The 21,485-nt window shown below is 51.4% G+C and carries 25 protein-coding genes; 17 read left to right on the forward strand and 8 right to left on the reverse strand.

What is annotated here, in order from left to right; all coding sequences use genetic code 11:
- Positions 1 to 73 precede the first annotated feature (73 nt).
- From IE055_RS08110 to IE055_RS08120, 3 genes are read right to left on the reverse strand one after another with little or no spacing between them, the layout of a single operon-like run.
- Positions 74 to 661 carry an FMN-dependent NADH-azoreductase gene (locus IE055_RS08110; protein ID WP_189399647.1) on the reverse strand — a complete coding sequence of 196 codons (588 nt, stop codon included), beginning with the start codon at positions 659 to 661 and terminating at the stop codon, positions 74 to 76.
- Positions 662 to 701: 40 nt separating this feature from the next.
- Positions 702 to 1,391 carry a pirin family protein gene (locus tag IE055_RS18000; protein WP_189399649.1) on the reverse strand — a complete coding sequence of 230 codons (690 nt, stop codon included), beginning with the start codon at positions 1,389 to 1,391 and terminating at the stop codon, positions 702 to 704.
- A 46-nt stretch (positions 1,392 to 1,437) separates the two neighbouring features.
- Positions 1,438 to 1,866 carry a DoxX family protein gene (locus IE055_RS08120; RefSeq protein WP_189399652.1) on the reverse strand — a complete coding sequence of 143 codons (429 nt, stop codon included), beginning with the start codon at positions 1,864 to 1,866 and terminating at the stop codon, positions 1,438 to 1,440.
- 106 nt (positions 1,867 to 1,972) lie between these two features.
- On the opposite strand from IE055_RS08120, the gene IE055_RS08125 reads away from it, so the two are divergent.
- Positions 1,973 to 2,896, forward strand: coding sequence for a LysR family transcriptional regulator (locus IE055_RS08125; RefSeq protein WP_189399654.1), 924 nt, complete (start codon positions 1,973 to 1,975; stop codon positions 2,894 to 2,896).
- A gap of 25 nt (positions 2,897 to 2,921) precedes the next feature.
- Here the strand turns inward: IE055_RS08125 and IE055_RS08130 are convergent, their stop codons facing one another.
- The 3 genes from IE055_RS08130 to IE055_RS08140 form a co-directional block, all read right to left on the reverse strand.
- Complete coding sequence (locus IE055_RS08130) at positions 2,922 to 3,962, reverse strand: hypothetical protein (protein WP_189399656.1); 1,041 nt, start codon at positions 3,960 to 3,962, stop codon at positions 2,922 to 2,924.
- Between the two features lie 68 nt (positions 3,963 to 4,030).
- Positions 4,031 to 5,695 carry an electron transfer flavoprotein-ubiquinone oxidoreductase gene (locus IE055_RS08135; RefSeq protein WP_229794199.1) on the reverse strand — a complete coding sequence of 555 codons (1,665 nt, stop codon included), beginning with the start codon at positions 5,693 to 5,695 and terminating at the stop codon, positions 4,031 to 4,033.
- A 43-nt stretch (positions 5,696 to 5,738) separates the two neighbouring features.
- The gene (locus IE055_RS08140) at positions 5,739 to 6,413 is read right to left on the reverse strand and encodes a GntR family transcriptional regulator (RefSeq protein WP_189399657.1); all 675 of its coding nucleotides are present in this window, start codon (positions 6,411 to 6,413) and stop codon (positions 5,739 to 5,741) included.
- Positions 6,414 to 6,609: 196 nt separating this feature from the next.
- On the opposite strand from IE055_RS08140, the gene IE055_RS08145 reads away from it, so the two are divergent.
- From IE055_RS08145 to IE055_RS08160, 4 genes are all read left to right on the forward strand, one after another.
- The gene (locus tag IE055_RS08145) at positions 6,610 to 7,359 is read left to right on the forward strand and encodes an electron transfer flavoprotein subunit beta/FixA family protein (RefSeq protein ID WP_189399659.1); all 750 of its coding nucleotides are present in this window, start codon (positions 6,610 to 6,612) and stop codon (positions 7,357 to 7,359) included.
- Positions 7,360 to 7,374: 15 nt separating this feature from the next.
- Positions 7,375 to 8,301 carry an electron transfer flavoprotein subunit alpha/FixB family protein gene (locus tag IE055_RS08150; protein ID WP_189399661.1) on the forward strand — a complete coding sequence of 309 codons (927 nt, stop codon included), beginning with the start codon at positions 7,375 to 7,377 and terminating at the stop codon, positions 8,299 to 8,301.
- Between the two features lie 204 nt (positions 8,302 to 8,505).
- Positions 8,506 to 9,957 (forward strand): glyceraldehyde-3-phosphate dehydrogenase, encoded by a 1,452-nt coding sequence (locus tag IE055_RS08155; protein ID WP_189399663.1) that lies wholly within the window; start codon positions 8,506 to 8,508, stop codon positions 9,955 to 9,957.
- 12 nt (positions 9,958 to 9,969) lie between these two features.
- Positions 9,970 to 10,842: an alpha/beta fold hydrolase gene (locus IE055_RS08160; protein ID WP_189399665.1), complete on the forward strand. Its 873-nt coding sequence runs from the start codon at positions 9,970 to 9,972 to the stop codon at positions 10,840 to 10,842.
- Here the strand turns inward: IE055_RS08160 and IE055_RS08165 are convergent.
- Positions 10,839 to 12,380, reverse strand: coding sequence for a beta-barrel assembly-enhancing protease (locus IE055_RS08165; RefSeq protein ID WP_189399667.1), 1,542 nt, complete (start codon positions 12,378 to 12,380; stop codon positions 10,839 to 10,841). The genes IE055_RS08160 and IE055_RS08165 overlap by 4 nt on opposite strands.
- Before the next feature lie 197 nt (positions 12,381 to 12,577).
- Here IE055_RS08165 and IE055_RS08170 point away from each other — a divergent pair, with 197 nt between their 5' ends.
- The 10 genes from IE055_RS08170 to IE055_RS08215 all read left to right on the forward strand — a co-directional run bounded on the left by IE055_RS08170 (position 12,578) and on the right by IE055_RS08215 (position 18,847).
- A complete protein-coding gene (locus IE055_RS08170) occupies positions 12,578 to 12,832 on the forward strand; it encodes a sulfurtransferase TusA family protein (RefSeq protein WP_189399669.1) in 255 nt (84 codons plus the stop codon).
- A gap of 6 nt (positions 12,833 to 12,838) precedes the next feature.
- Entirely contained in the window at positions 12,839 to 13,129 is a 291-nt protein-coding gene (locus tag IE055_RS08175; RefSeq protein ID WP_189399670.1) for a YcgL domain-containing protein, read from the forward strand.
- A 146-nt stretch (positions 13,130 to 13,275) separates the two neighbouring features.
- Positions 13,276 to 13,932, forward strand: a complete 657-nt coding sequence (locus tag IE055_RS08180; protein WP_189399672.1) for an outer membrane protein — start codon at positions 13,276 to 13,278, stop codon at positions 13,930 to 13,932.
- A 199-nt stretch (positions 13,933 to 14,131) separates the two neighbouring features.
- On the forward strand, positions 14,132 to 14,521 hold the full coding sequence (tusD, locus tag IE055_RS08185) for a sulfurtransferase complex subunit TusD (protein ID WP_189399673.1): 390 nt from the start codon (positions 14,132 to 14,134) through the stop codon (positions 14,519 to 14,521).
- On the forward strand, positions 14,518 to 14,871 hold the full coding sequence (gene tusC, locus IE055_RS08190) for a sulfurtransferase complex subunit TusC (protein ID WP_189399675.1): 354 nt from the start codon (positions 14,518 to 14,520) through the stop codon (positions 14,869 to 14,871). Before tusD ends, tusC begins: the two co-directional genes overlap by 4 nt.
- Positions 14,868 to 15,170, forward strand: coding sequence for a sulfurtransferase complex subunit TusB (tusB, locus tag IE055_RS08195; protein ID WP_189399677.1), 303 nt, complete (start codon positions 14,868 to 14,870; stop codon positions 15,168 to 15,170). Before tusC ends, tusB begins: the two co-directional genes overlap by 4 nt.
- Before the next feature lie 4 nt (positions 15,171 to 15,174).
- A complete protein-coding gene (locus IE055_RS08200) occupies positions 15,175 to 15,513 on the forward strand; it encodes a TusE/DsrC/DsvC family sulfur relay protein (protein WP_189399679.1) in 339 nt (112 codons plus the stop codon).
- A gap of 94 nt (positions 15,514 to 15,607) precedes the next feature.
- Entirely contained in the window at positions 15,608 to 16,693 is a 1,086-nt protein-coding gene (cgtA, locus tag IE055_RS08205; RefSeq protein ID WP_189399681.1) for an Obg family GTPase CgtA, read from the forward strand.
- Positions 16,686 to 17,807 (forward strand): glutamate 5-kinase, encoded by a 1,122-nt coding sequence (gene proB / locus IE055_RS08210; RefSeq protein ID WP_189400316.1) that lies wholly within the window; start codon positions 16,686 to 16,688, stop codon positions 17,805 to 17,807. The genes cgtA and proB overlap by 8 nt, the downstream gene beginning before the upstream one ends.
- A 239-nt stretch (positions 17,808 to 18,046) precedes the next feature.
- Positions 18,047 to 18,847: a transglutaminase-like domain-containing protein gene (locus IE055_RS08215; RefSeq protein ID WP_189399683.1), complete on the forward strand. Its 801-nt coding sequence runs from the start codon at positions 18,047 to 18,049 to the stop codon at positions 18,845 to 18,847.
- A 179-nt stretch (positions 18,848 to 19,026) separates the two neighbouring features.
- Here IE055_RS08215 and rpsT read toward each other — a convergent pair whose 3' ends face one another.
- A complete protein-coding gene (gene rpsT, locus IE055_RS08220; RefSeq protein ID WP_189399685.1) occupies positions 19,027 to 19,293 on the reverse strand; it encodes a 30S ribosomal protein S20 in 267 nt (88 codons plus the stop codon).
- 281 nt (positions 19,294 to 19,574) lie between these two features.
- Between rpsT and murJ the strand changes: the two genes are divergently transcribed.
- The gene (gene murJ, locus IE055_RS08225) at positions 19,575 to 21,083 is read left to right on the forward strand and encodes a murein biosynthesis integral membrane protein MurJ (protein WP_373299191.1); all 1,509 of its coding nucleotides are present in this window, start codon (positions 19,575 to 19,577) and stop codon (positions 21,081 to 21,083) included.
- Positions 21,083 to 21,484 carry a DUF2203 family protein gene (locus tag IE055_RS08230; RefSeq protein ID WP_189399687.1) on the forward strand — a complete coding sequence of 134 codons (402 nt, stop codon included), beginning with the start codon at positions 21,083 to 21,085 and terminating at the stop codon, positions 21,482 to 21,484. The genes murJ and IE055_RS08230 overlap by 1 nt, the downstream gene beginning before the upstream one ends.
- Position 21,485: the final 1 nt, after the last annotated feature.

Raw genomic sequence — 21,485 nt, forward strand, 5'->3', positions numbered from 1 at the left:
GGTTTTGACAAATTACAATCACAATTTTCTAGTGGAGTCTGGAATATAAGACCCCACCAGCATAATACCTCGGCTAGGCCGCGATCGTTTCTGTATGGTTTACTAGGTCAGCAGCAATCGCGTCGAAGTCGCGTTCAAGATCGCTGACCGTCAGTACGCGGGTGTCACTGATTCCCATAAAGGCGAGATAGTGTCTTAACCACGGTGTGAGAAAGTCGATTTCGCTCCCAATGGGTGTGCCACCGGAGTTCACCACCACGATCGCTTGTTTGTTGCTCAACAAACCACGTGGCCCAGTCTCCGTGTATTCGAAGGTGACTTTGGCGCGCGCCGCCAGATCACACCAGGCCTTAAAGGCCGCTGGTGCGGAAAAATTGTAGATCGGGACACCGATGACGAGTAGGTCGGCTTGCAGTAATTCCTGGGTGATGGCATCGGACTCCCGAATTGCCTCAAGGTGCGCTGCACTGCGGTCGCTTTCTGGTGTGAAGTAGGCCTCGACCATTGATTCATTGAGTAATGGCAGTTCCGCGCCCGCGTTGCGGCGTGTTACTTTGACGCCATCACTGCCAGACAATGCATCGACGATGCGTTTGCTGAAATTACGGGTGGTCGAGCTGCTGCCGCGTGCGCTGGCGTCGATATGGAGAATGTGTTTCATGGTGTTGTTCCTGTCGGTTATGCGATGTCCCGGCATAGGTTTAGTTGCCTGGTACGTCGAGTATCAGCACTTCTGCATCTTCAGTCGCGGTTATGCTAATTTGCTTTTGGTGTGTGACCTGCGCACCATCACCTTGTTTTAGTTCAAACTCACCGAGTTCAATTTTGCCCTTAGAAACCAATAGGTAAGCCTGATGCTTGATGGTTTGCTTGATGGTCTGGTTTGCTTGCAGTGTGCCAGCGTAAACGTAAGCATCCTGGTGAATCTGTAACGGCGCAGTGCCGTTGCCATCCACCAATAAGCTCAGCCCCGAATCATAGGTTTTGGGGAATTCGTGACTGTCCCAGCGCGGTTGAACCCCATGTTTATTGGGTTCAATCCAGATTTGATAGAGCTGTGTGTCTTCACTCTCCAAGTTGTATTCAGAATGATAGATGCCGGTGCCAGCGCTCATGACTTGGACATCACCGGCGACGGTACGCCCTTCGTTACCTTGGTTGTCTCGGTGCGTGATCGCCCCTTGTCGAACATAGGTAATGATTTCCATATTCTGATGTGGATGCAGCCCGAAGCCCGTGCCTGCCTGGATGATGTCGTCATTGATCACGCGCAGTGCGCCAAAGCCCATGCGTTTCGGATCGTAATAACTGGCGAAGCTGAAATGATGGCGGGCGTTTAACCAGCCATGATCCGCGTGCCCCAGTGTTTCGTATGGAATAGGTGTAATCATTTCTGCCTCGTATATGTTTAACCGTTCGTTGTTAGCAAAGAGGGTGTCAGTCTTTCAGAGGGGTTGGAATCAGTAAATCCAGTCCCGGTATGCGTTTGACTGCGGCTGCACCTGGTCCCAACAGTGCGACTGTGATTGCCAGCACCACCAGCATAAGTGGAAATTCCCAACCGCCGCCTTCACTACTGAAAACCCAACCATTACCTGCATGTACCCAGGTGGCGCCAATCAAGATTGGCAGTGATGCAATCGCAGCAAGGCGTGTATAAACGCCGATCATTAATGCCGCGCCGCCAACCACTTCGCCAAAGATGGTCAGGTAGGCAAATACTTCCGGGATACCCAAACTGGCAAAATAACCAGCTGTGCCCGCTGGAGTGAAGATCACTAGTTTTAATAGTCCGTGTGCAAATAGTGTGATGCCTAGTGTTAGACGCAACAGTAGTGCACCGGCGGCGTGAGTGGGTGTCTGCATGGTGATACTCCGATAAGTTAATTTGGAGTAAAGACTATAGCTATTTGCATATGGATTGATAATATGGCGTCTACTTAAATGATTGTTAACTTGTGGTTACTAATAGATGGTTGTTTCGCGTATCCAGATGTTCGTGCAGGTCGTGAAGTCGGGCAGTTTCGCGGCCGCTGCACGTGCACTCGGTTTGTCGAGTCCTGCCGTGAGTAAACAGGTTCAGGCATTGGAAGAACATCTCGGTGTAAAGCTGCTGTATCGCACCACGCGCCAAGTATCCTTGACTGAAGAGGGTGCGGTGTATTTTGAACGCGTCGAGAAAGCCATTGATGATCTGAGTGAGGCCGAACAGATGGTGCAGGAACTCAAGGCCTGCCCCACCGGAAAGCTCAAGGTGAATGCGCCGATGGCATTTGGGACCAAATATCTGGCAGAACCCATTGCCGCCTTTGGACAGGCGTACCCAGATGTTGAGTTGGAGGTTGACTTCGACGATCGCTGGGTTGACGTGATTGGCGAGGGCTTCGATGTGGTGGTACGTATTGGCGCGTTAAAGGATTCGAGCCTCGTTGCCCGCAAGCTGGCCGATTGCCCTTTATTGCTGTGTATCGCACCGAGCCTGCTTGAACAGATTGGGCCGATCGAAACAGTCGAACAGTTGTCGACCGTCCCTGCTTTGCTGTACAACAAGCACGGCTTATCCGAAGATTGGCATTATGTCGATCCAGATGGTAAGCCCGGATCGATCAAAATGAAAAAAGCATTTGCCAGTAACAGTGCCGCCATGCAGCTGGCTGCGTGCAAAGCAGGCCTGGGCGTCACCGTGCTACCGATATTTGCTGTAATTGACGCCTTAGAGGCGGGTGAACTTGTCCCCTTGTTATCTGGGTATCGCACCACGCCGGAGCGTGGTATTTACGCGGTGTTTCCGCAAAATCGCCACCTGTCGACGCGAGTTCGTTTGTTCGTTGACTGGTTGGCGCAGGCCAGTCCGGACTTTAGCTGGGACTGTGACGCCGATAAGCTGGGACTGTGACGCCGATAAGCCGCATTAGCTGCCGCTAGTCCTGGCGTCGAATGGCAAACGACAGCGCTTGCCCCATTTCCTCGCCAAGGCAAAATACCGTGTGCCAGCAGCAGGAATTCTGGTCGGCCTGCGGTAACAGAATCACATCACCTGTTCGTACATGGAAGCCGTAACCGGCCTGTATCAGGTGTTGTACAAACGCCTCGGTTTCGTTGATCAAATGGATCAATTCTGTGTGCGCAAAGCTATCGAGGGCGGTTGCAATTTGTTCAGCATCACGACTCAGGTCTCGCAGAGTTGCCTGCGCCTCTGAAGTTAGGGTGTCAGGCAACGCTTGCTGCGTTATAAACGATTGGATTTCCTGCACCAGTTGAAACTTAGGCAGCGCCAACCAGTAGGTTTCGCCGCTCAATTGTGCGTACACAACGCCCGCGTGGCCGCGTTCGAGGTCATGATGTAAGTAAGCGCCACCGTCCGGCCCATTGAAATACACAATTCGCTCGACTAATTCAAATCGCTGGCATTGCACGATGTCGCGTATGGTTTGGCTGAGCGCAAGATTGTTGGTGATTGCAGCGGATTCCGGAAACACAGCGGTTGCCAGCTCAGCCGCATAGCGTTGCCGAACGGGGTCGGCGGCCACATCTTCTTCCAGGTCAACGCCAAATGAGAAGCGAAAACGTAGAGACGCGTCGGCATCATAAAAAGACAGCCATGACACCTTCATCCAAAGGTCTTCGGCCACCGTGTCCTCACCTTGAATTGCGTCATAGAGCAGGGTGTCGATTTCCTGATCGTCCCCTTCATTGACCATGCTGCCCATTGGGGCGAATTGTGCGCCGAGTCGTTGTTGATATGGCAGCGCATCTAAAATTGCGTCTAGCTCGTCACCTTCGAGTAGGGCAGTCACTAATGCTTCAGTTTGTGCTAAATCGCTCGCGTGCGAAGCTAGATGTTGTACCACAGCACGGGGCAAGAGTACGGCGTACCCCTGATTCCAGTGGTCCGGATTCATGTTTGGGGTGGTGGCGTGAGTAAGACCGAGGTCAAAACCTCGACGAGTGAGTGGCAACATGGGGCGTGGCAAAGTAGGCGAGAGGTAGGCACGTACTCGAATTCAAGTACGCGCCTAAAAACATAGAATTACATTTTTGAATAGCTTGGGCCGCCACCACCTTCCGGTGCGATCCATACGATATTCTGCGTCGGATCTTTGATGTCACAGGTCTTGCAGTGGATGCAGTTTTGACCATTGATCTGCAGTTTCGGATTGCCTTGTTCTTCGCCGACAATCTCATACACGCCAGCCGGGCAGTAACGCTGCTCGGGCGATGCGTATTCTTTGTAGTTCACCTCGATGGCTACCGACGGATCTTTAAGGGTTAGGTGGCAGTAGATGTCTTCTTCGTGATAGGTGTTGGATAAAAACACTGAAGACGGCTTGTCAAAACTGAGTTTGCCATCCGGTTTCGGGTAGCTGATTTTTTCGCATTCTGCGGCCTTTTTGAGTTGCGCGTGGTCCGGTGTGTCGTCGCGCAGAGTTGGCAATCTACCGCCCAGAATTTGATCAATGTAGTTATACGTGCCGCCGAGCCAAGCACCGAACTTATGCAGTGCCGGACCAAACGACCGAGACTTTTTGAGCTCTTTACCTGCCCATGATGCGCGGAATGCTGTGTCGTACTGACTCAGAGTTTGTCCCGCTTCCCCACCGGTGCTCAGGTGTTCGAACAGAACTTCTGCCGCGATCATGCCAGACTTCATTGCGGTGTGCGTGCCTTTGATTTTAGCGAAGTTTAACGTGCCAGCATCACAGCCGACCAGCAAACCGCCGGGCAAGCTCAGTTTACCGAGTGCGTTCCATCCGCCTTTGGTGATGGCGCGCGCACCGTAACCGAGGCGTTTGCCGCCTTCGAGTACCTTAGCAAATTCCGGGTGGTGCTTCATGCGCTGGAACTCGTCGAAGGGACTCAGGTATGGGTTGCTGTAATTCAAATCGATAATAATGCCGAGCGTCACCAAATTATCATTTAAATGATACAAAAAGGACCCGCCGGTGACCCCTTTGCTCAACGGCCAGCCAGAGCCGTGCACAACTTTACCGGCTTCGTGCTTGTCGGGATTTACTTCCCAAAGCTCTTTGAAGCCAATGCCGTAATGCTGTGCGTCGGCGTCTGCATTCAAATCAAATTTGGCCATCAGTTCACGACCGAGTTGGCCGCGTGAACCTTCGGCGAAAACCGTGTACTTAGCATGTAACTCCATGCCCGGCTCAAAGCTTGGTTTGCGATTGCCTTCAGCGTCGACACCGTTATTCGGCGTGGCTACACCTTTAATGCTGCCGTCCTCGTGGTATAACACTTCAGCAGCCGCGAAGCCCGGGTAGATTTCGATACCCAGAGCTTCAGCTTGTTCGCCCAACCATTTCACCACGTTAGACAAGCTTACAATGTAATTGCCCTTATTGTGCATGGATGGTGGGATCATAAATCCTGGGAATTTGGTAGACCCCGACTCATTGAACATATGCAGTTCGTCGCGTTTTACTGGCGTCGAGAGTGGTGCGCCCAGGTCGGCCCAGTTTGGGATCAGTTCGTTGAGTGCTCGTGGTTCGATGACCGCACCAGACAAAATGTGCGCGCCAACTTCGGCACTTTTCTCCAGCAAGCAGATAGACAGTTCTTTGCCTTGCTCATCCGCGAGTTGTTTCAGTCGAATTGCGGTAGACATGCCGGCCGGGCCGCCACCAACGATGACGACGTCGTATTCCATGCTCTCGCGTTGGATTTCTGGGGCTGTGTCACTCATGGTCTTTCTCCAAGATTTATTTGCGTGGTTAGTTTTGGGGCAGCTAGGCTGCCGATGACGCAGACATTCGACGTTGAATGCGTTCACGTGCATGTACGATATGGCGTCGCATGGTGACCTCGGCAAGTTCTGGGTCACGTTGTTCAATCGCATACACGATTTGGCGATGTTCAATCAATGAGTTGGTGGTGCTGTTGCGCGCAAACTCGTGTTGATAGCGGAACATCTTGATCAGGTTGTATAACTCGCGCAATAACGCTTGCTCGATTACCTTATTCTTGCTGCCGCGAATGATGGTTTCATGAAACGCATAATCACTTTCAGCGGGAATAAACGCCCCCGAGTTTTCACGCATGTGCTTGCTTTGCGCGTCGATCAGGCGGTGCAGCTGGTCAATCTCCTGCGATGTCATATTGACCGCAGCCAATGCAACTGCTTTGCTTTCGAGCGCTTCACGCGTCTCGTACAGCTGCAAAACGAGCTCCATACTCAGTGTCACCACCCGTGCGCCTTGTTGCGGGATATGCTGTATCAGGTTCATGCCCTCGAGGCGACGTATGGCTTCGCGTAGAGGTCCGCGACTAACGTCCAGCTCCTGAGACAGCTTGGTTTCACTTAATTTAGCACCTTGCGGTATCTCTCCGGTGATGATGGCATCACGCAGCGTGCTGGTCAGCTCGCTGCTTAAGGTGCTGGAAAAAGGTGGTACGGTACTCATGGGGAGGAAAATAGAGGTAAGATGCAAAAATGTCAACATTTATACTGTTTATGTATATTTGCGTCGGCAATAAGACTCATTAATTAGAAAAATGTTGACATTAATTGCAAACCATAGGGCTTTCCCCTACACTGCACGCACACTCGGCGCTCGGTAGCAGCGCTTGACAAAATGATTCTTTAATTTGGAGTGATAGATGAAAGTTTTAGTCCCAGTTAAACGCGTTATCGATGCTTATGTCAGCATCCGCGTTAAGAGTGACGGCTCTGGTGTTGATACCGACAACGTCAAAATGTCATTGAACCCATTCTGTGAAATTGCCTTGGAAGAAGCAATTCGCTTGAAAGAGGCCGGTATTGCCACTGAAGTCGTGCTGGTCAGCGTCGGCAGTGCGGACATCGATACGGTTATCCGGTCGGGTCTTGCCATGGGCGCGGATCGTGCTATTCGAATTGATGCCGACAATGACATCGAGCCACTGGCAATCGCAAAAATTTTAAAGTACGTGGTTGAAAAAGAGGAAGCCGGGTTGGTCATCACTGGTAAGCAGTCTATTGACGGCGATAACAACCAGACTGGCCAAATGTTGTCTGCACTATTGGGTTGGGCGCAGGCCACGTTTGCCTCTGAGGTGGTGATTGAAGGTGATCAGGCCAAAGTGACGCGAGAAATTGATGGTGGTTTGGAGACGCTGTCTATTCCATTGCCGGCTGTGGTTACCACGGACTTGCGCTTGAACGAGCCACGTTATCCGACATTGCCTAACATCATGAAAGCAAAGAAGAAGCCGTTGGACGTGATCGCCTTGGCAGATACTGGCGTTGATGCAAGCAAGCGTCAAACTGTATTGAATGTCAGCCCACCAGAAGAACGTTCTGCGGGTGTGATGGTCGGCTCCGTCGCCGAGCTGGTTGAGAAGCTGAAAAACGAAGCGAAAGTAATTTAATCGGGGAGAAATAGCATGACGATTTTAGTAATTGCACAACACGACAACGCGACTCTGCACGCGTCGACCCTGAATACCGTGACAGCCGCTTCGCAGATTGGCGGTGATGTTCACCTGTTGGTTGCTGGTAGCGGTGCCGCCGATGTGGCAGCTGAAGCGGCGAAGGTCGCGGGTGTCAACAAAGTACTGCATGCGGATGCCGAGCAGTATAAAGATGGTATTTCAGTTGAAGTTGCCAATTTGGTAGTCAGCCTGGCTGGTGATTATTCGCATATTTTGGCTGGTGCGACCACCTCGGGTAAAGATATGTTGCCGCGTGTCGCAGCTCTAATTGATTCCTCGCAGATTTCAGACATCATCGCAGTGGAGTCGGCAGACACATTTAAACGTCCAATTTACGCGGGTAACGCCATCGCTACGGTGCAAAGTAGTGATGCGACCAAAGTATTGACGGTGCGCCCAACTGGTTTTGACGCAGCGGCTACCGACGGCTCAGCTGAAGTAGTCAGTGTGGATTCGCCAGCTGCGGTGGGTTCAACTGCATTGGTTGGTCGAGAGTTAACCGAGTCAGCACGCCCAGACCTGGGTGCAGCGGATGTGGTTGTCTCCGGTGGTCGCGGTGTAGGGAGTGCCGAAAATTTTAAGATCATCGAGAGTCTGGCGGACAAACTTGGTGCTGCCGTTGGTGCATCCCGTGCGGCAGTTGACGCAGGTTACGTGCCAAACGACTATCAAGTTGGTCAAACCGGTAAAGTGGTTGCGCCGAACTTGTACATTGCAGTCGGCATATCGGGTGCGATTCAGCACTTGGCTGGTATGAAAGACAGCAAGGTGATTGTTGCGATTAACAAAGACGAAGAAGCCCCAATATTCCAGGTGGCGGATTACGGCTTAGTTGCTGACTTGTTTGAAGCGGTTCCCGAGTTGGTGAACGCACTGTAAGGTTCGATTAGTATCTTGTCTTAAAAAAGCCTCAAGAACACAATCTTGGGGCTTTTTTTATGCCCGATATTGGTCTGTTGCATAGTGTTTTTGTACGACTTCTATATAATTCGGGCTCCACGAAAAAACCGCCTGTTTTGAACACTGTTGCGCAATGCAGAGTGCCGCAGGCCCGATCAACACGTCAAATTTGAAGAGGCTAATATGACTCGCGAGGTCAGTCAGCAGTATCTTGTCAATTGGAACGAGCGACAAGCGCTCGCCGAAAAAATGATTCCCCTTCTAGGTTCTTTATATCGCGGTCCCAGCGTTGTGGTTCGCGTATTCGGCCAGAAGATAATGAATTCCTCCACTATCTCGATTATCAAAGCACATTTACACGGTCGGTTGATTGTTGGCAAAGCGCTGGATATGCAAAAAAGCTACGAAATGTTGCAGCTGATCGAAAAAATGGAACTGCGTCCTTGCCGACTGGATTTAGGTAAGTTGTGTCATGAGTATCTCTCGCAAAATGACGACCAATCCATGCAGGACTTTTTGAATCGACGGTTGGGGCAGCTTCTGGGTGACATGACCCCGGCTGAGCGTGAGTCGCATGACGTGGTCCTCTACGGATTTGGCCGAATTGGGCGCCTGCTTGCGCGTCTGTTGATCGATCGTACGGGCACGGGCGCCAAGTTACGCTTACGCGGCGTGGTGGTACGCGCCAAAGGCGATGTTGCTCAGGATCTGGAGAAACGCGCAGAACTGTTGCGTCGCGACTCAGTGCATGGCGAGTTTGACGGTTCGATTAAAGTTGATCGTGAAGCACGCGCGATTATCGCCAACGGTAACTTTATTCAGTTTATTTACGCCAATAGCCCGAGCGAGATTGATTATACCGAGTACGGAATTCAGGATGCTCTGGTTGTTGATAATACCGGCATATGGAAAGACGAGGCGGGGCTGGGACAGCACACATCTTGCCCGGGTGTGTCGAAGGCATTGCTAACTGCGCCAGCCAAGGGCGATATCAAGAATATCGTGTACGGAATAAACGACGATCTGATCGAAGCCACGGACACTATATTGTGTGCTGCGTCGTGTACCACGAACGCGATCGTACCACCGTTGAAAGTGATCAACGATAAGTATGGCATCGTGAGTGGCCACGTGGAAACGATTCACTCCTACACCAACGATCAAAACCTCATTGACAACTATCACAGTGCAGAACGCCGCGGACGCAGTGCGCCGCTGAACATGGTGATCACGTCCACTGGCGCTGCGAAAGCGGTGTCCAAAGTGCTGCCGGAGTTGTCGGGTGTGTTGACGGGTAACGCGATTCGCGTACCAACCCCGAACGTCTCGATGGCGGTGATGAATCTGAATTTGTCGCAGGCGGTAACAGCAGAAGAGTTGAACGAGACTTTTCAGCAAATTTCATATCACTCGCCACTGCAAGAACAAATCGGTTTTACTTACTCGACTGAGGTTGTGTCTTCAGATTTGGTGGGCTCGACCCATGCTGGTGTGGTCGACGGCGGTGCGACCATCGCGGATGGTACCCGTGTGGTGCTTTACGTGTGGTATGACAACGAAGCTGGCTACAGTAACCAGGTTGTGCGTGTAATGCAGAAGGTGGTTGGTTTATCACTTGATTGTCTCGGCAATTAGTCGCTTCGCCCAATGAACTCAACACGTCTCGACGTTCGAGGGCTGCAGTATCACATTCAGGAGTGGGGCGAGCGCGGAAATCCGACGCTCGTTCTGCTGCATGGCTGGATGGATTGTGGGGCCAGCTTTAAGTATGTGGCAGAGCAATTGGCCAATCGCTACTTTGTGGTCGCACCGGACTGGCGTGGCTTTGGTGAAACGGAGCACGCGCCGGGTTACTGGTTTCCGGACTACTTCGCCGATCTGCACGAAATTCTGGACTACTACTCACCTGAGTTGCCAGCGAATCTGGTCGGGCACAGCATGGGTGGCAACATCGTGCTGATGTACGCCGGTATTCAACCGCATCGTGTGTCTGCCGTGATCAGTCTTGAAGCACTGGGAATGGCGCCAACCGACGCCTCGCAGGCGGTGGATAAGTATCGCACCTGGATGAATCAGGTGTTGCGTGGTGAGCCGAGTAAAGTGTATCCGAATATTGCGAGTCTGCGCAGGTCTATTCGCGCTGGAAACCCCAGATTAACTGATGCCATGGTGGATGAATTGACCACCTTGTGGGCGCGACCCAACCCAGAGAATGGCACCTATCGACTCAAGCACGATCACAATCACCGGTTTACCAATCCGGTGCGTTACCAGATCGACGATACGGTCGCGATATGGCGTGAGATTCGTGCGCGGGTTGGTGTGCTCATGGCTGAAGATTCGCCGATGTATCAGCAGTACCACAAGCTGGGTCGTCTGGACGAAGCGCGTCAATTGCTCGGCGTGTCAGATGACACTTACGCTTTACTCTCGGATTGTGGGCATATGGTGCACCTTGAACAGCCCGTTGCGACGGCGGCGTTTATCGATCGTTTTTTTGGCGCTGTCGAATCAGACTAAAGTCGTTTTAAAGCCTCGAATTCCGCTTCGATCTCTTCGATGCGCGCGGCTAGGCGTTGGCGCTGATACTCCGTCTTAGTTAATCGAAATGCGCGTTTGTATTGTTCAATAGCAAAGCCATAATGGCCACGCAGGTAGTGGTACTCACCGCGTTCGAGATACGCCTCGTAATCGTTGCCATTTTCACCCTGGGCACGTGACAGCAAAATGTGCAGGTACGGATCGTCTGGCTGGGTTTCCAGCGCGGCTTGAAGAATCGGAACTGCTTCCTTGGTGTGCTTAGTTAGTACTAGCGCATTGGCATAGTACACATCAATCATATGGTTCCCTTTGGCGATTTGCTCTTGGTAAAGGGCTTCTAGAATCGCCAGACCTTCTTCAATGCGGCCAGCTTCCAGTTCATTGTCAGCTTGGATCAGTCGTACGCTTACGTGACCTGGGTAATCGTTAAGGATCTCGTCGATGACGGTACGAGCCTTATCAAACTCGCCGTTCTGAGACAGCGCCAATGCATAACCGTAGCGGTTTGGTAGGGTACTGTTGCCGGCTTTAATTTGGCTCAAATACTGATCCCGCACCATCGCGTGATTCTCGTTGTAACCGGCATTGGCCTTTGCCTGCATTAATTTAAATTCGGTTTCGTCCTGCTTGGGACCAGGTGGATAAGCACGAACTCGCTCAGCTGACTCGGCAATACGGTTGATCGTCAGCGGGTGGGTGCGCAGAAATTCTGGTGCGTGGGATTCACTGATGCGACTCTCATCCAGCAACCGTTTGAAAAAAATCGGCATGGCGGACGGGTCAAACCCGGCGCGGCTTAGTAAGCGGATGCCGAGTGAGTCGGCCTCGGCCTCGTACGAGCGGCTGTAGGTGAGTTGCCTATCTACAATGCTCGCCTGCGAAACCCCAATGGCAGCCTGTGCCACGTCCGCGTCACCGGATGCGGCGGCCGCCAGCACAGCTGCGAGTGTCATCCAACCGTCGTAACGGGAAGCTTCGAGTTTGCGAGATATATGTTTTTGCGTGACGTGCGCGATTTCGTGGCCAATGACCGAGGCCAGTTCGCTTTCCGATTCCGATTTAATCAGAATGCCGCTGTGCAACACAACATGCCCGCCGGGAACAGCGAAGGCGTTGATGACGGTGTTATCGACCAAGTAAAAATTGTAATCTTCATCAGCCTCATCACTTACTGCTAACAAGCGGTCGCCTAAGCGATTGATGTAATCAACCAGCTCTGGGTCCGAGATATATGGCAGCTGCGCACGCGATTGCCGAATGAAGGCGCGCCCAAGCTGCTTGGCTTCGTAATCCGATAAAAAGTTGGCGGCGTTGGAGCCAAGATCAGGCAATTGATCGAAATGATCTTCCGGTCTAATTGCCTTTGAGCTCTGACGATCCATTGCGGCATCCGTCGCCGCAGAGTTTGTTTTTGCTGTGGCTTCCACAACATGCTGAGCCTGTGCCAGCAGACTGGTGGCCAGTAACAAGGTGGTGGCTGTACATAGTGTCACCACAGCGTGGATAGGTTTTCTCATACGCATTGTTCACTATATGCGGTAGTTCGGGAAGGGCTCAGGCGAGCGCCCCGACAGTCGCGCGGTTTTTCATCGCAAAAAGTTATAGTCTTGTTATCATAATCGCCGACAAAACAATGTGTTTTGCAATAACCCAATCGGCGATTAACAAGCTTTAGCAAGTGTACACTATGCATAGTACCGAATAGATTAAACTCATGACAGACGATCTTCAAATCTCCTGCCACTTAGATACGCGCGGCACGCGTTGCCCAATTCCATTGTTGCGCGCAAAACAAGCGCTCAAGACCATGCAGCCGGGTGAGCTGTTGGAAGTCCTGTCAACAGACCCCAGTGCCAAAGGTGACTTCGATGCTATGCTGCGGCATTTACCGCATGAAATGGTGTTGCACTCCCAGATGGCTGAAACGCCGGTGGTAGACCGGATTGTGATCCGTAAAGGAGCGGAATAAACCAGTATGACGACCGAATCCCGACCCTGTTTCGTATACAAGGGTGATCGAAAGGATGATCACTATTTATATTTACCCCATGAAATTACTGAGTCCACACCGCCTGAAGACGTGCCGCCAGTCGTGTTGAACTTGCTGGGCGAATTGAGTCTTGTGATCGAGTTTGAGCTGAGTGTCGATCGGCACCTGGCGCAGGCCGATGTGAAACAAGTATTGGCCGACATTGAAGCGCAAGGATTCTATTTGCAGATGCCAAAGCGCGATATGCTGGCTGAGGAAGCGGCGTACTTCAACTAGCGCGCGCGGACCGGTTTGCGCAGCGCATTATGACTTAACATTTGGTAACCGAGGTCGGTGTAAGAAATTCTGTCGGACTCGGTGTCTATATCTCCAACTCACTCACGGTAGCGAAGGCTGCTCAACAAAAAGACTTGGAGATGATCATGAAGTCAATAAAACTCGCCGGTGCGGCTAGCGCGCTTAGCATTCTATTTTCAAACCCCACATTTGCAGACAGCGGATTTTACATCGGTTCGCACGTCAGCAATTTTACGGTAGGCCATAGTCTTGATCGCGATACCGGCACCAACACGACGCCGAGTATTTTAACGCTGGCAGAAGAGAGCGACTTCGGTTTGGGTTTGAATCTTGGCTATAAACAACAACTCAATGAGAAACTGTACCTCGCCGGTGAGCTGTTTTATACCGACCAAGATATTCAAACCAATAACGTCAATAATTTGTTGCGAACGCAGCTCACCGTGAATGAGAGTTACGGTGCCAAAATTAAGCTTGGTTTTGACATCACCGATGACTTCTCGATGTACGGCCTGATCGGTAGCACCACGTTGGACTTCGATATACGCAACTCGTACCCGTTTGCGCCGCCAGTCCGACAAGCCTCTGAGGATGTGTCGGAATTCACTTTTGGCTTAGGCGCAGAATATGCGGTGACAGGTCGTTTCTCAGTGACTGCCGAATACGCGCAGTTTAACGACGCCGAGTTTGATCCTATTCCAGAGGTGGCTGTGCCTGGCAAAATTAATGCCAACGAGCTGGATTTTTCTGGCTTTACGTTTGGCTTGAACTATCGGTTCTAAGCCGATTTTTGGCAGGTGTTATTCAATGCTGCCCCAACCAGAGCGGCGTCTGTGCCGTTCTGGTTTAGTCTGTAACTGATGCGAACCACAAAAAGAGAATGTGATAACGCTGAGTTGCTCCTATTGCAGTAAAGTTAGAGTACAAAAGCGAAGTCTCTGGTGTAGACTAGCGGTGAATTTCTAGTTTACGTCACAGAGTATGCAGATAAATCTACTGGTTACCGGTGATGCCTTTTCCTCGCAGGCAGGGCAGTCAGCACTGCAATTTGCGCGTGCGGCTATTGCGCGCGGACATCAAATCACTCAGGTTTTCTTCTATCAAGATGGCGTAACACAAGCGTCGGACGCGCAGGTCCCATTGGCCGATGAATTTGATGCGCCGCATGCGTGGAGCCGCTTCGCTCGCCAGCACGACGTGCGTCTGGTGGTTTGTGTGTCTGCGGCGGAGCGTCGTGGTGTATTGAATCAGGAACAGGCAATTGATGCGGGTAAAACGGTGTTCAATGTGCATCCAGATTTTCATATCGAAGGTTTGGGAGTGATGCACGATGCCAGTTTTACCGCCGACAGAACGGTGACGTTTAAATGAAAGTATTGTACATCATCACGCAATCACCGTATGCCACGGCTGCTGGGTTCGAGGCCTTGGATGCGGCCATGATTGGTGCGTCATTTGAAGCCGACGTATCAGTGCTGTTTTTGCATGATGGCGTGTATCAGTTGCGTACCGAACAGCATGGGCGCCCCGGCCTGTTCAAGCAAGTCACTAAAGCGTTTGCTGCGCTGCCGGATTTTGATGTAGAGAATGTGTGCGCACACAAGGCGAGTCTAGTCGCTCGTGGGCTCAGTGAGGAGAGCTTACTCATGCCGGTTAAGACCATTAACGAAGGCCAGGTTGCGACCATGATTGCTCGACAGGACCGGGTGTTTACGTTTTGAGTAGTTTGCATACCATCAGCAAAAGTTGGCATCAGGTGAGTTGGCTTTACGAATTGCTCGCGTTCGCCAGCGAGGGTGACGCTGTTTTGTTACTCGGCGATGCCGTGCAGTGTGTCGACTCGCCGATCACATTAGCCTCGTTTGTTGCTAAGTGTAAGGTGCAAGGTATTGCGGTCTATGTCTTGCAGTCTGACATGCAGGTGCGGGGCGTCGGTGAGCCTATCTCAGGCATCAATCGCATCGATGATACGGGCTTCGTTGACTTGGTTGTCGAGCATCAGCAACAGGTTGCGTGGTAACGACATGACACACAGTATTGAGTTTAATGGACACTATTTTGACACGGATGTGCAGGGTTTTCTAAAGGATCGCCTGCTTTGGAGCGAAGAGCTTGGTCGGGAGTTAGCGCGTCGCGACGGTGTGGAGTTGACCGACGAACATTGGGAAGTTATCCACTATTTTCGAGAATACTACGATGATTACAATATTCCGCCGCCGATACGCATGGTGATTCGTGTATTCAAAAAAGCATTCGGTGAGGAAAAGGCCAATAGTCGCTATCTGTTGTCGCTGTTTCCCGAGGGCGCGACAAAATCAGCCAGCAAATACGCCGGGTTACCCAAGCCCAAGAACTGCAAATAGCTTCGGTTAAACGCCGTAAGTGGCGACTCAAACTTTTTCGAGCTTTCAAAAAATAAAAGCTTCTTCTATTGCGCAAAACCGTTAAAATCCGCGCATGAACTTTGTAGATGAAGCAGATATTTCGGTTAAGGCTGGTAACGGCGGGCACGGCGCGTTGAGTTTTCGCCGTGAAAAATATATTCCTAAAGGTGGTCCGGATGGCGGTGATGGCGGTCGAGGTGGTAGTGTGTACCTGCAAGCCACAGACGGGCTGAATACCCTGGCCGATTTTCGGTTCGTTCGCCATTATGAGGCCAAAGGTGGTCAATCAGGTAGTGGCAAACTAAAGAGTGGACAGGGGGGCGCGGATCTGACGATCAAGGTGCCCATCGGTACCATGGTGTACGACGCGCAAACCGAGGAATTGATTGCCGACCTGACGGACGCCGAAGAGCGTGTGATGGTAGCCAGAGGTGGGGACGGTGGTCTGGGTAATACCACGTTTAAGTCCAGTACTAATCAGGCGCCGCGGAAAACTACTAAGGGCAAGCCGGGTGATGCTAGGGCGCTTCGTTTAGAGCTCAAGGTGTTGGCGGACGTTGGTTTGCTGGGCTTGCCAAACGCAGGTAAATCCACGCTATTGCGTGCTGTATCGCAAGCCACGCCAAAGGTGGCAAACTACCCGTTTACCACGTTGCATCCCGAACTTGGGGTGGTGAGTTTGGGTATCGGTAGCAGTTTCGTGATCGCGGATATTCCGGGTTTGATAGAAGGTGCGTCAGAAGGTGCCGGCCTAGGCATCCAGTTCTTGCGTCACCTGGCACGGACCAAGTTATTACTGCATGTGGTGGATATCGCTCCATACGGTGACGAAGAAGCAAATTTGGCGCAGGACATCCGTACCATTCTCGGTGAGCTGGAACACTACAGCGAACAAGCCGGTGCAGAACTTGATCAGCTGGATCGTTGGTTGGTTATTAACAAGACGGATGTGGTGCTGCCGGAGGACCGAGACCGAATTGTGCAGGAGTTAGTCGCTGAGCTAGATTGGCAGGGGCCGGTATACACGATTAGCGCAATCAGTCGTGATGGTACTCAGGCATTGTGCAACGATATTATGAATTACATTGATGCCGAGCTGAAAGCGCAGGAGCCGCAAGCGTTTGTATCGATTCCAGACCCCAACGCCGATGATGACTGACCGCGAATCCATTCATCAACTTCAGCGCTGGGTAGTCAAGGTTGGCAGCGCGTTGCTCACTAATGACGGCAAGGGATTGCATGTAAAAGCGATCACGGATCTAGCGGAGCAGATTGCATTTTTACGCGATAAAGGGATTGAGGTCGTGCTGGTTTCTTCGGGCTCGGTGGCCGCAGGGGTGACCCAGCTTGGTATGCGCACACGCCCAGTTAAGGTGAATGAACTACAGGCGGCTGCCGCCGTCGGGCAAGCTTCTTTGGTGCGCCAGTATGAAGAAGCGTTTCAACCGTATCGAATTAATATCGCCCAAGTCCTGTTAACGCATTCCGATATCGCGAATCGCGAGCGGTATTTGAACGCACGCAGTACGCTAACCAAGTTATTGGAGCTCGATGTGTTGACGGTGGTCAATGAGAACGACACGGTCGCCACTGATGAAATCTGTTTTGGCGACAACGACAGTCTCGGCGCCTTAGTGGCGAACTTGGTGGAGGCGGACTTATTGGTGATATTGACGGACCAGAATGGCTTGTATACGGCTGATCCGCGCAGTAACCCCAATGCAAAGTTGTTGACTTCGGGTGATGCCAGTGATGAGTCACTGATGTCGCTGGCATCTGGTGGGAGCAAGCTCGGGCGTGGCGGTATGGTGACCAAGTTAACGGCGGCGCAAAAAGCCAGTCGATCTGGAGCATCAACCATCATCGCTAACGGCCGTGAACCGCAGGTGCTTGAGCGATTATTCGGTGGAGAAGTATTGGGTACGCTACTCACTGCGCGTGATCGCATGGCCTCACGCAAGCAGTGGATGGCAGGTCAAATGAAGATCTCTGGCACGCTGATGGTTGATGAAGGTGCTGCTCGAGTATTGCGTGAGCAAGGCAAAAGCCTTCTGCCCATTGGTGTGACTGCCATTGAAGGTGCATTCAAGCGTGGTGAACTCGTCAGTTGCGTGGATCCGGCGGGTAAGGAAGTGGCGCGAGGACTCGTGAACTACCACGCGCAGGAAGCAAGCAAGATCATCGGTCGGCCCAGTGAGCAGATTACCGCGTTATTAGGTTATGGTGGCGCAGACGAAATTGTGCATCGTGACAACATGGTGGTGTTAAAGTAAAACCTAGGACGCTGACTTAATGCGGGCGCATTTTTAGGTGCTGGTATCAATCTGCCGCGACGCTTTCTATTGGTCGCGATTGCTTAGGTATTAGAAAGCAGCCCAAATATGTCAGCCTAACGCGGATGTGAAGACGATCACGGATAGTCGAAGCCGTGCATGTGCTGCTGTACAGAAGGTCTCAACCAATGGGGCTTAAGCTTAAACCTGACAACGCAAAAGCGGGGAGAATAGATCTAATGAGTGTCGTCAGGCTATTGACTCGATCCAATACTCTTTCGCTGGGGATGGCATTCGCGCACGGGCTGATTGTCATGGCAGTGATCGTTTTGGCAGTTTTGTCCGAGTATGAAGATGGCTTATATGACCAAATTTTAGAAAACACGATTACCCTGGACATGGACGACCAACAAAAGGCATTGGCGCTGTTACACCGAACGCATTCTTTGTTGAAGCCTCGACTTACCTTATTTGAGGGTGAGAACTATATCAACGTGCGCGATACATATTTTCGATCTTCAGATGTTCAACTAATCGATGCCAAAGGAGCCTGTGGAAGTCATGCTCACGTGTTGGGTCGGCTGCTCCAAAGAGCGGGCATCGAAATACGGATTGCACAGATGAAGTGCGGGAATTTTTGGGGCTGTCATATACTGCTTGATGCAAAGATCAATGATAAGTGGGTGGCGCTCGATGCCTTGTATGGTCTCGCATTCGTGAGTCCAGATGGTACTTTGGCAAGCTTTGAAGAGATAGGTGATAACTGGGATGTATATAGACTTCAAGTCCCAAATGATTACGAGCTTTCGTATGCGTACGAAGACGTTCGATATACTAATTGGGACAAAATTCCAGTGCTGATGCCGGTAGTCAAGACGGTAATGTCTCTGTTTGTTGGAAATGACGTAGAGACGCTCTCTGTGCGTTCTTACGCACTAAATGTGTATTGGACGTATATGGCGATACTTTTAGGCGTCTATTTTTGTTTGATCGTTGTGACAATTTTATTTGTACGCAGGCGAGCCAATCGAGCAATTTAGTATTCAGCAAGATTGTTGGAAAAAGTCGCCAGAATTCAGGCGGAAATCGCGTGTTATGTCGCGGTAGGGCGATTGTTTGTCGAATTGGTTTACCTTGGCATTCCAATCTGAATGGCAGGGGCAATAAAAAAGGGTCCCAAAGGACCCTTTTTTGCAAAGAAATCAGTTCGCTTGGTCGATTAAGCAGCCAGTTCTTTGACGCGTTTGTTCAGACGGCTTTTCAGGCGGGCAGCACGGTTTTTGTGATGCAAGCCTTTGATCGTCGCTTTGTCGATCATGGACACAGAAGCTCGGTAAGCTTCGGTTGCTTTTTCCTTATCGCCGGCTTCAATCGCTGCATCTAACTTCTTGATTGCAGTACGGACAGCAGAACGCTGCGAGTGGTTGCGCAATCGACGAACTGAGTTTTGCTTGGCGCGTTTGCGCGCTTGCGGTGAATTTGCCACGTTAGTTTACCTCTTAAAATCGAAACGGGAATATGCAGATTTAGAAAATGATTGTCAAGGGAAAAACCGTAGTAATGTGTGGATATCCTTAACGAAGTTGTCCAAACGAAGAGCTGAGCGGGTATACTTGCGAAATTGCCTAAACCACGCAACTTGAAACCCGTGAATTCGAGCTTCCGACGGTGCACCGTACAGAAGTTCAGCCTGCATACATTCTATCACCAGTTTTCGCACCAATCGTGTCCAAGAAGCTTCTAAAATCCACCGCTGTCGTCAGTATTATGACGCTGATATCACGTATTTCCGGCCTAGTGCGCGACGTGGTGATGGCAAATGTGTTGGGAGCTGGATCGGTGTCCGACACATTTTTTGTGGCTTTTCGCATTCCTAATTTCTTGCGACGGATTTTTGGCGAAGGAGCCTTTTCTCAAGCATTTGTGCCAGTCTTTAGTGAACTGACGGAGCAGAATACACAGCAAGCACGCGAGTTTGTGAATGTGGCTAGCGGTTTACTGTCTCTGGTTACCTTTGTGTTGGCCGCGTTGGGGATTGTGTTTGCGCCACAGCTAATCGGATTGTTTACTCCAGGCTTTGTGGATGAACCTGAAAAAATGGCCAGAACAGTCGAAGCATTGCGGATCATGTTTCCCTACTTGTTCTGTATTTCGTTGGTGGCCATGTCCGGTGGGATCCTCAATACCACTAACCGATTTGCCGTGCCCGCCGCAACGCCGGTGTTGCTCAATCTATGTATGATCGCTGCGCTTTGGGTGTTGGTACCGTACATGGACAACCCAACCCGGGCGTTAGCTATTGGGGTGCTGCTGGCAGGCGTGGTGCAACTCGTGTTCCAAATACCAAGTCTCAAGCGGGCTGGCTTTCTGCCAAGGCCGAAATTGTCGCTCAGTAACGAGCCGAGTCGACGTGTATTCAGGCTGATGTTGCCGGCTATTTTTAGTGTCTCAGTGGCGCAAATCAATACGATTGTTAATACGATTCTGGCGTCATTTTTGGCCGCCGGGAGTATCTCATGGATGTATTATTCAGAGCGATTGATGGAATTTCCAGTCGCCGTGTTTGGCATCGCGTTGGCCACGGTGGTCTTGCCGAGTTTGTCCAAAGAGCATAAATCTGGCAGCGCGACCGGGTTCGCCGAGATGTTGGATTGGGCCTTGCGTTGGGTTATTTTGATTGCCGCGCCGGCGACGATCGCTTTGTATATTCTCGCGTCTGCGCTACTAACGACGATTTTCCAGTACAACGAGTTCACCACTCATGCGGTACAGATGTCGGCCTTGGCATTGCAGGCTTATGCGGTGGGCGTTAGTGGGTTTATCTTCGTGAAAGTGCTCGCCCCAGGGTTTTTCGCCCGGCAGGATACAAAAACACCGATGAAGGTAGCAGTGGTATCGGTTGTCACTAATATCATGCTTAGCCTTGTGTTGGTCGGCAAGCTGCAACATGTGGGGCTGGCACTGGCAATCTCGCTTGCATCGTGGGTAAACGCGGCCTTACTGTTTATTATCCTTTGGCGGCGTGGCGTGTACCGGCCCGAACCTGGGTGGTTGTTGTTTGGGCTGCGTGTGGCGCTGGCGTTGGCGGCTATGGCTGCGTGCTTAGTCTGGTTGAACAGTGAGCCGTCGCATTGGTTTGCGTATTCTTTGATGGAACGTATCGGTCGGTTGGTCATGTTGGTGTTGGCGGGTGCTGCAACGTACTTTGCTGTCTTGTACCTGCTCGGAATTCGGCCACGGCAATTGCTGTTGGCCCCATCTCGTAGGCTTAATTGATGCGGTCGACCAATCAGGAAATCGGACAGCGTGACAAGCTATTTAACCTGGTTGAAGCGCAGGCGCTGTTGCCGTTAGTGCAAGTGATCACTGAAAGACACCGAACCGAGCTGATGCCGGTAAAACAGAAGCTGGAAAAAATGTTGGCCAATGACCCGCGGCGAGCACCGTTTGAGCGCGAATTTGAACAAATCGTCACGCGGTGGCGCGGTAAAATAGAGTTGCTCGGCGCGACGGTTCCCGGCTTGTGGGTGGTGGAGTTCAATGTTGGTGAAGGATGGCTTTCATGGCGTTACCCTGAGTTGAGCCTGAGTTCGTTCCGTGTTGCGGGTGCCACGTTGTCAGAACGACAGAATCTGGCGAGATATATAGAAGAAACAGACCCGGATTGGGCGTGCTGAG

The organism is Arenicella chitinivorans (assembly GCF_014651515.1).
GTDB lineage: Bacteria > Pseudomonadota > Gammaproteobacteria > Arenicellales > Arenicellaceae > Arenicella > Arenicella chitinivorans.

What these genes read in the sequence shown, in the direction of transcription:
- IE055_RS08110 (WP_189399647.1), bottom strand. Translation starts at nt 661, where the DNA reads ATGAAACACATTCTCCATATCGACGCCAGCGCACGCGGCAGCAGCTCG.
- IE055_RS18000 (WP_189399649.1), bottom strand. Translation starts at nt 1,391, where the DNA reads ATGATTACACCTATTCCATACGAAACACTGGGGCACGCGGATCATGGC.
- IE055_RS08120 (WP_189399652.1), bottom strand. Translation starts at nt 1,866, where the DNA reads ATGCAGACACCCACTCACGCCGCCGGTGCACTACTGTTGCGTCTAACA.
- IE055_RS08125 (WP_189399654.1), top strand. Translation starts at nt 1,973, where the DNA reads ATGGTTGTTTCGCGTATCCAGATGTTCGTGCAGGTCGTGAAGTCGGGC.
- IE055_RS08130 (WP_189399656.1), bottom strand. Translation starts at nt 3,962, where the DNA reads ATGTTGCCACTCACTCGTCGAGGTTTTGACCTCGGTCTTACTCACGCC.
- IE055_RS08135 (WP_229794199.1), bottom strand. Translation starts at nt 5,695, where the DNA reads ATGAGTGACACAGCCCCAGAAATCCAACGCGAGAGCATGGAATACGAC.
- IE055_RS08140 (WP_189399657.1), bottom strand. Translation starts at nt 6,413, where the DNA reads ATGAGTACCGTACCACCTTTTTCCAGCACCTTAAGCAGCGAGCTGACC.
- IE055_RS08145 (WP_189399659.1), top strand. Translation starts at nt 6,610, where the DNA reads ATGAAAGTTTTAGTCCCAGTTAAACGCGTTATCGATGCTTATGTCAGC.
- IE055_RS08150 (WP_189399661.1), top strand. Translation starts at nt 7,375, where the DNA reads ATGACGATTTTAGTAATTGCACAACACGACAACGCGACTCTGCACGCG.
- IE055_RS08155 (WP_189399663.1), top strand. Translation starts at nt 8,506, where the DNA reads ATGACTCGCGAGGTCAGTCAGCAGTATCTTGTCAATTGGAACGAGCGA.
- IE055_RS08160 (WP_189399665.1), top strand. Translation starts at nt 9,970, where the DNA reads ATGAACTCAACACGTCTCGACGTTCGAGGGCTGCAGTATCACATTCAG.
- IE055_RS08165 (WP_189399667.1), bottom strand. Translation starts at nt 12,380, where the DNA reads ATGAGAAAACCTATCCACGCTGTGGTGACACTATGTACAGCCACCACC.
- IE055_RS08170 (WP_189399669.1), top strand. Translation starts at nt 12,578, where the DNA reads ATGACAGACGATCTTCAAATCTCCTGCCACTTAGATACGCGCGGCACG.
- IE055_RS08175 (WP_189399670.1), top strand. Translation starts at nt 12,839, where the DNA reads ATGACGACCGAATCCCGACCCTGTTTCGTATACAAGGGTGATCGAAAG.
- IE055_RS08180 (WP_189399672.1), top strand. Translation starts at nt 13,276, where the DNA reads ATGAAGTCAATAAAACTCGCCGGTGCGGCTAGCGCGCTTAGCATTCTA.
- tusD (WP_189399673.1), top strand. Translation starts at nt 14,132, where the DNA reads ATGCAGATAAATCTACTGGTTACCGGTGATGCCTTTTCCTCGCAGGCA.
- tusC (WP_189399675.1), top strand. Translation starts at nt 14,518, where the DNA reads ATGAAAGTATTGTACATCATCACGCAATCACCGTATGCCACGGCTGCT.
- IE055_RS08200 (WP_189399679.1), top strand. Translation starts at nt 15,175, where the DNA reads ATGACACACAGTATTGAGTTTAATGGACACTATTTTGACACGGATGTG.
- cgtA (WP_189399681.1), top strand. Translation starts at nt 15,608, where the DNA reads ATGAACTTTGTAGATGAAGCAGATATTTCGGTTAAGGCTGGTAACGGC.
- proB (WP_189400316.1), top strand. Translation starts at nt 16,686, where the DNA reads ATGACTGACCGCGAATCCATTCATCAACTTCAGCGCTGGGTAGTCAAG.
- IE055_RS08215 (WP_189399683.1), top strand. Translation starts at nt 18,047, where the DNA reads ATGAGTGTCGTCAGGCTATTGACTCGATCCAATACTCTTTCGCTGGGG.
- murJ (WP_373299191.1), top strand. Translation starts at nt 19,575, where the DNA reads ATGACGCTGATATCACGTATTTCCGGCCTAGTGCGCGACGTGGTGATG.
- IE055_RS08230 (WP_189399687.1), top strand. Translation starts at nt 21,083, where the DNA reads ATGCGGTCGACCAATCAGGAAATCGGACAGCGTGACAAGCTATTTAAC.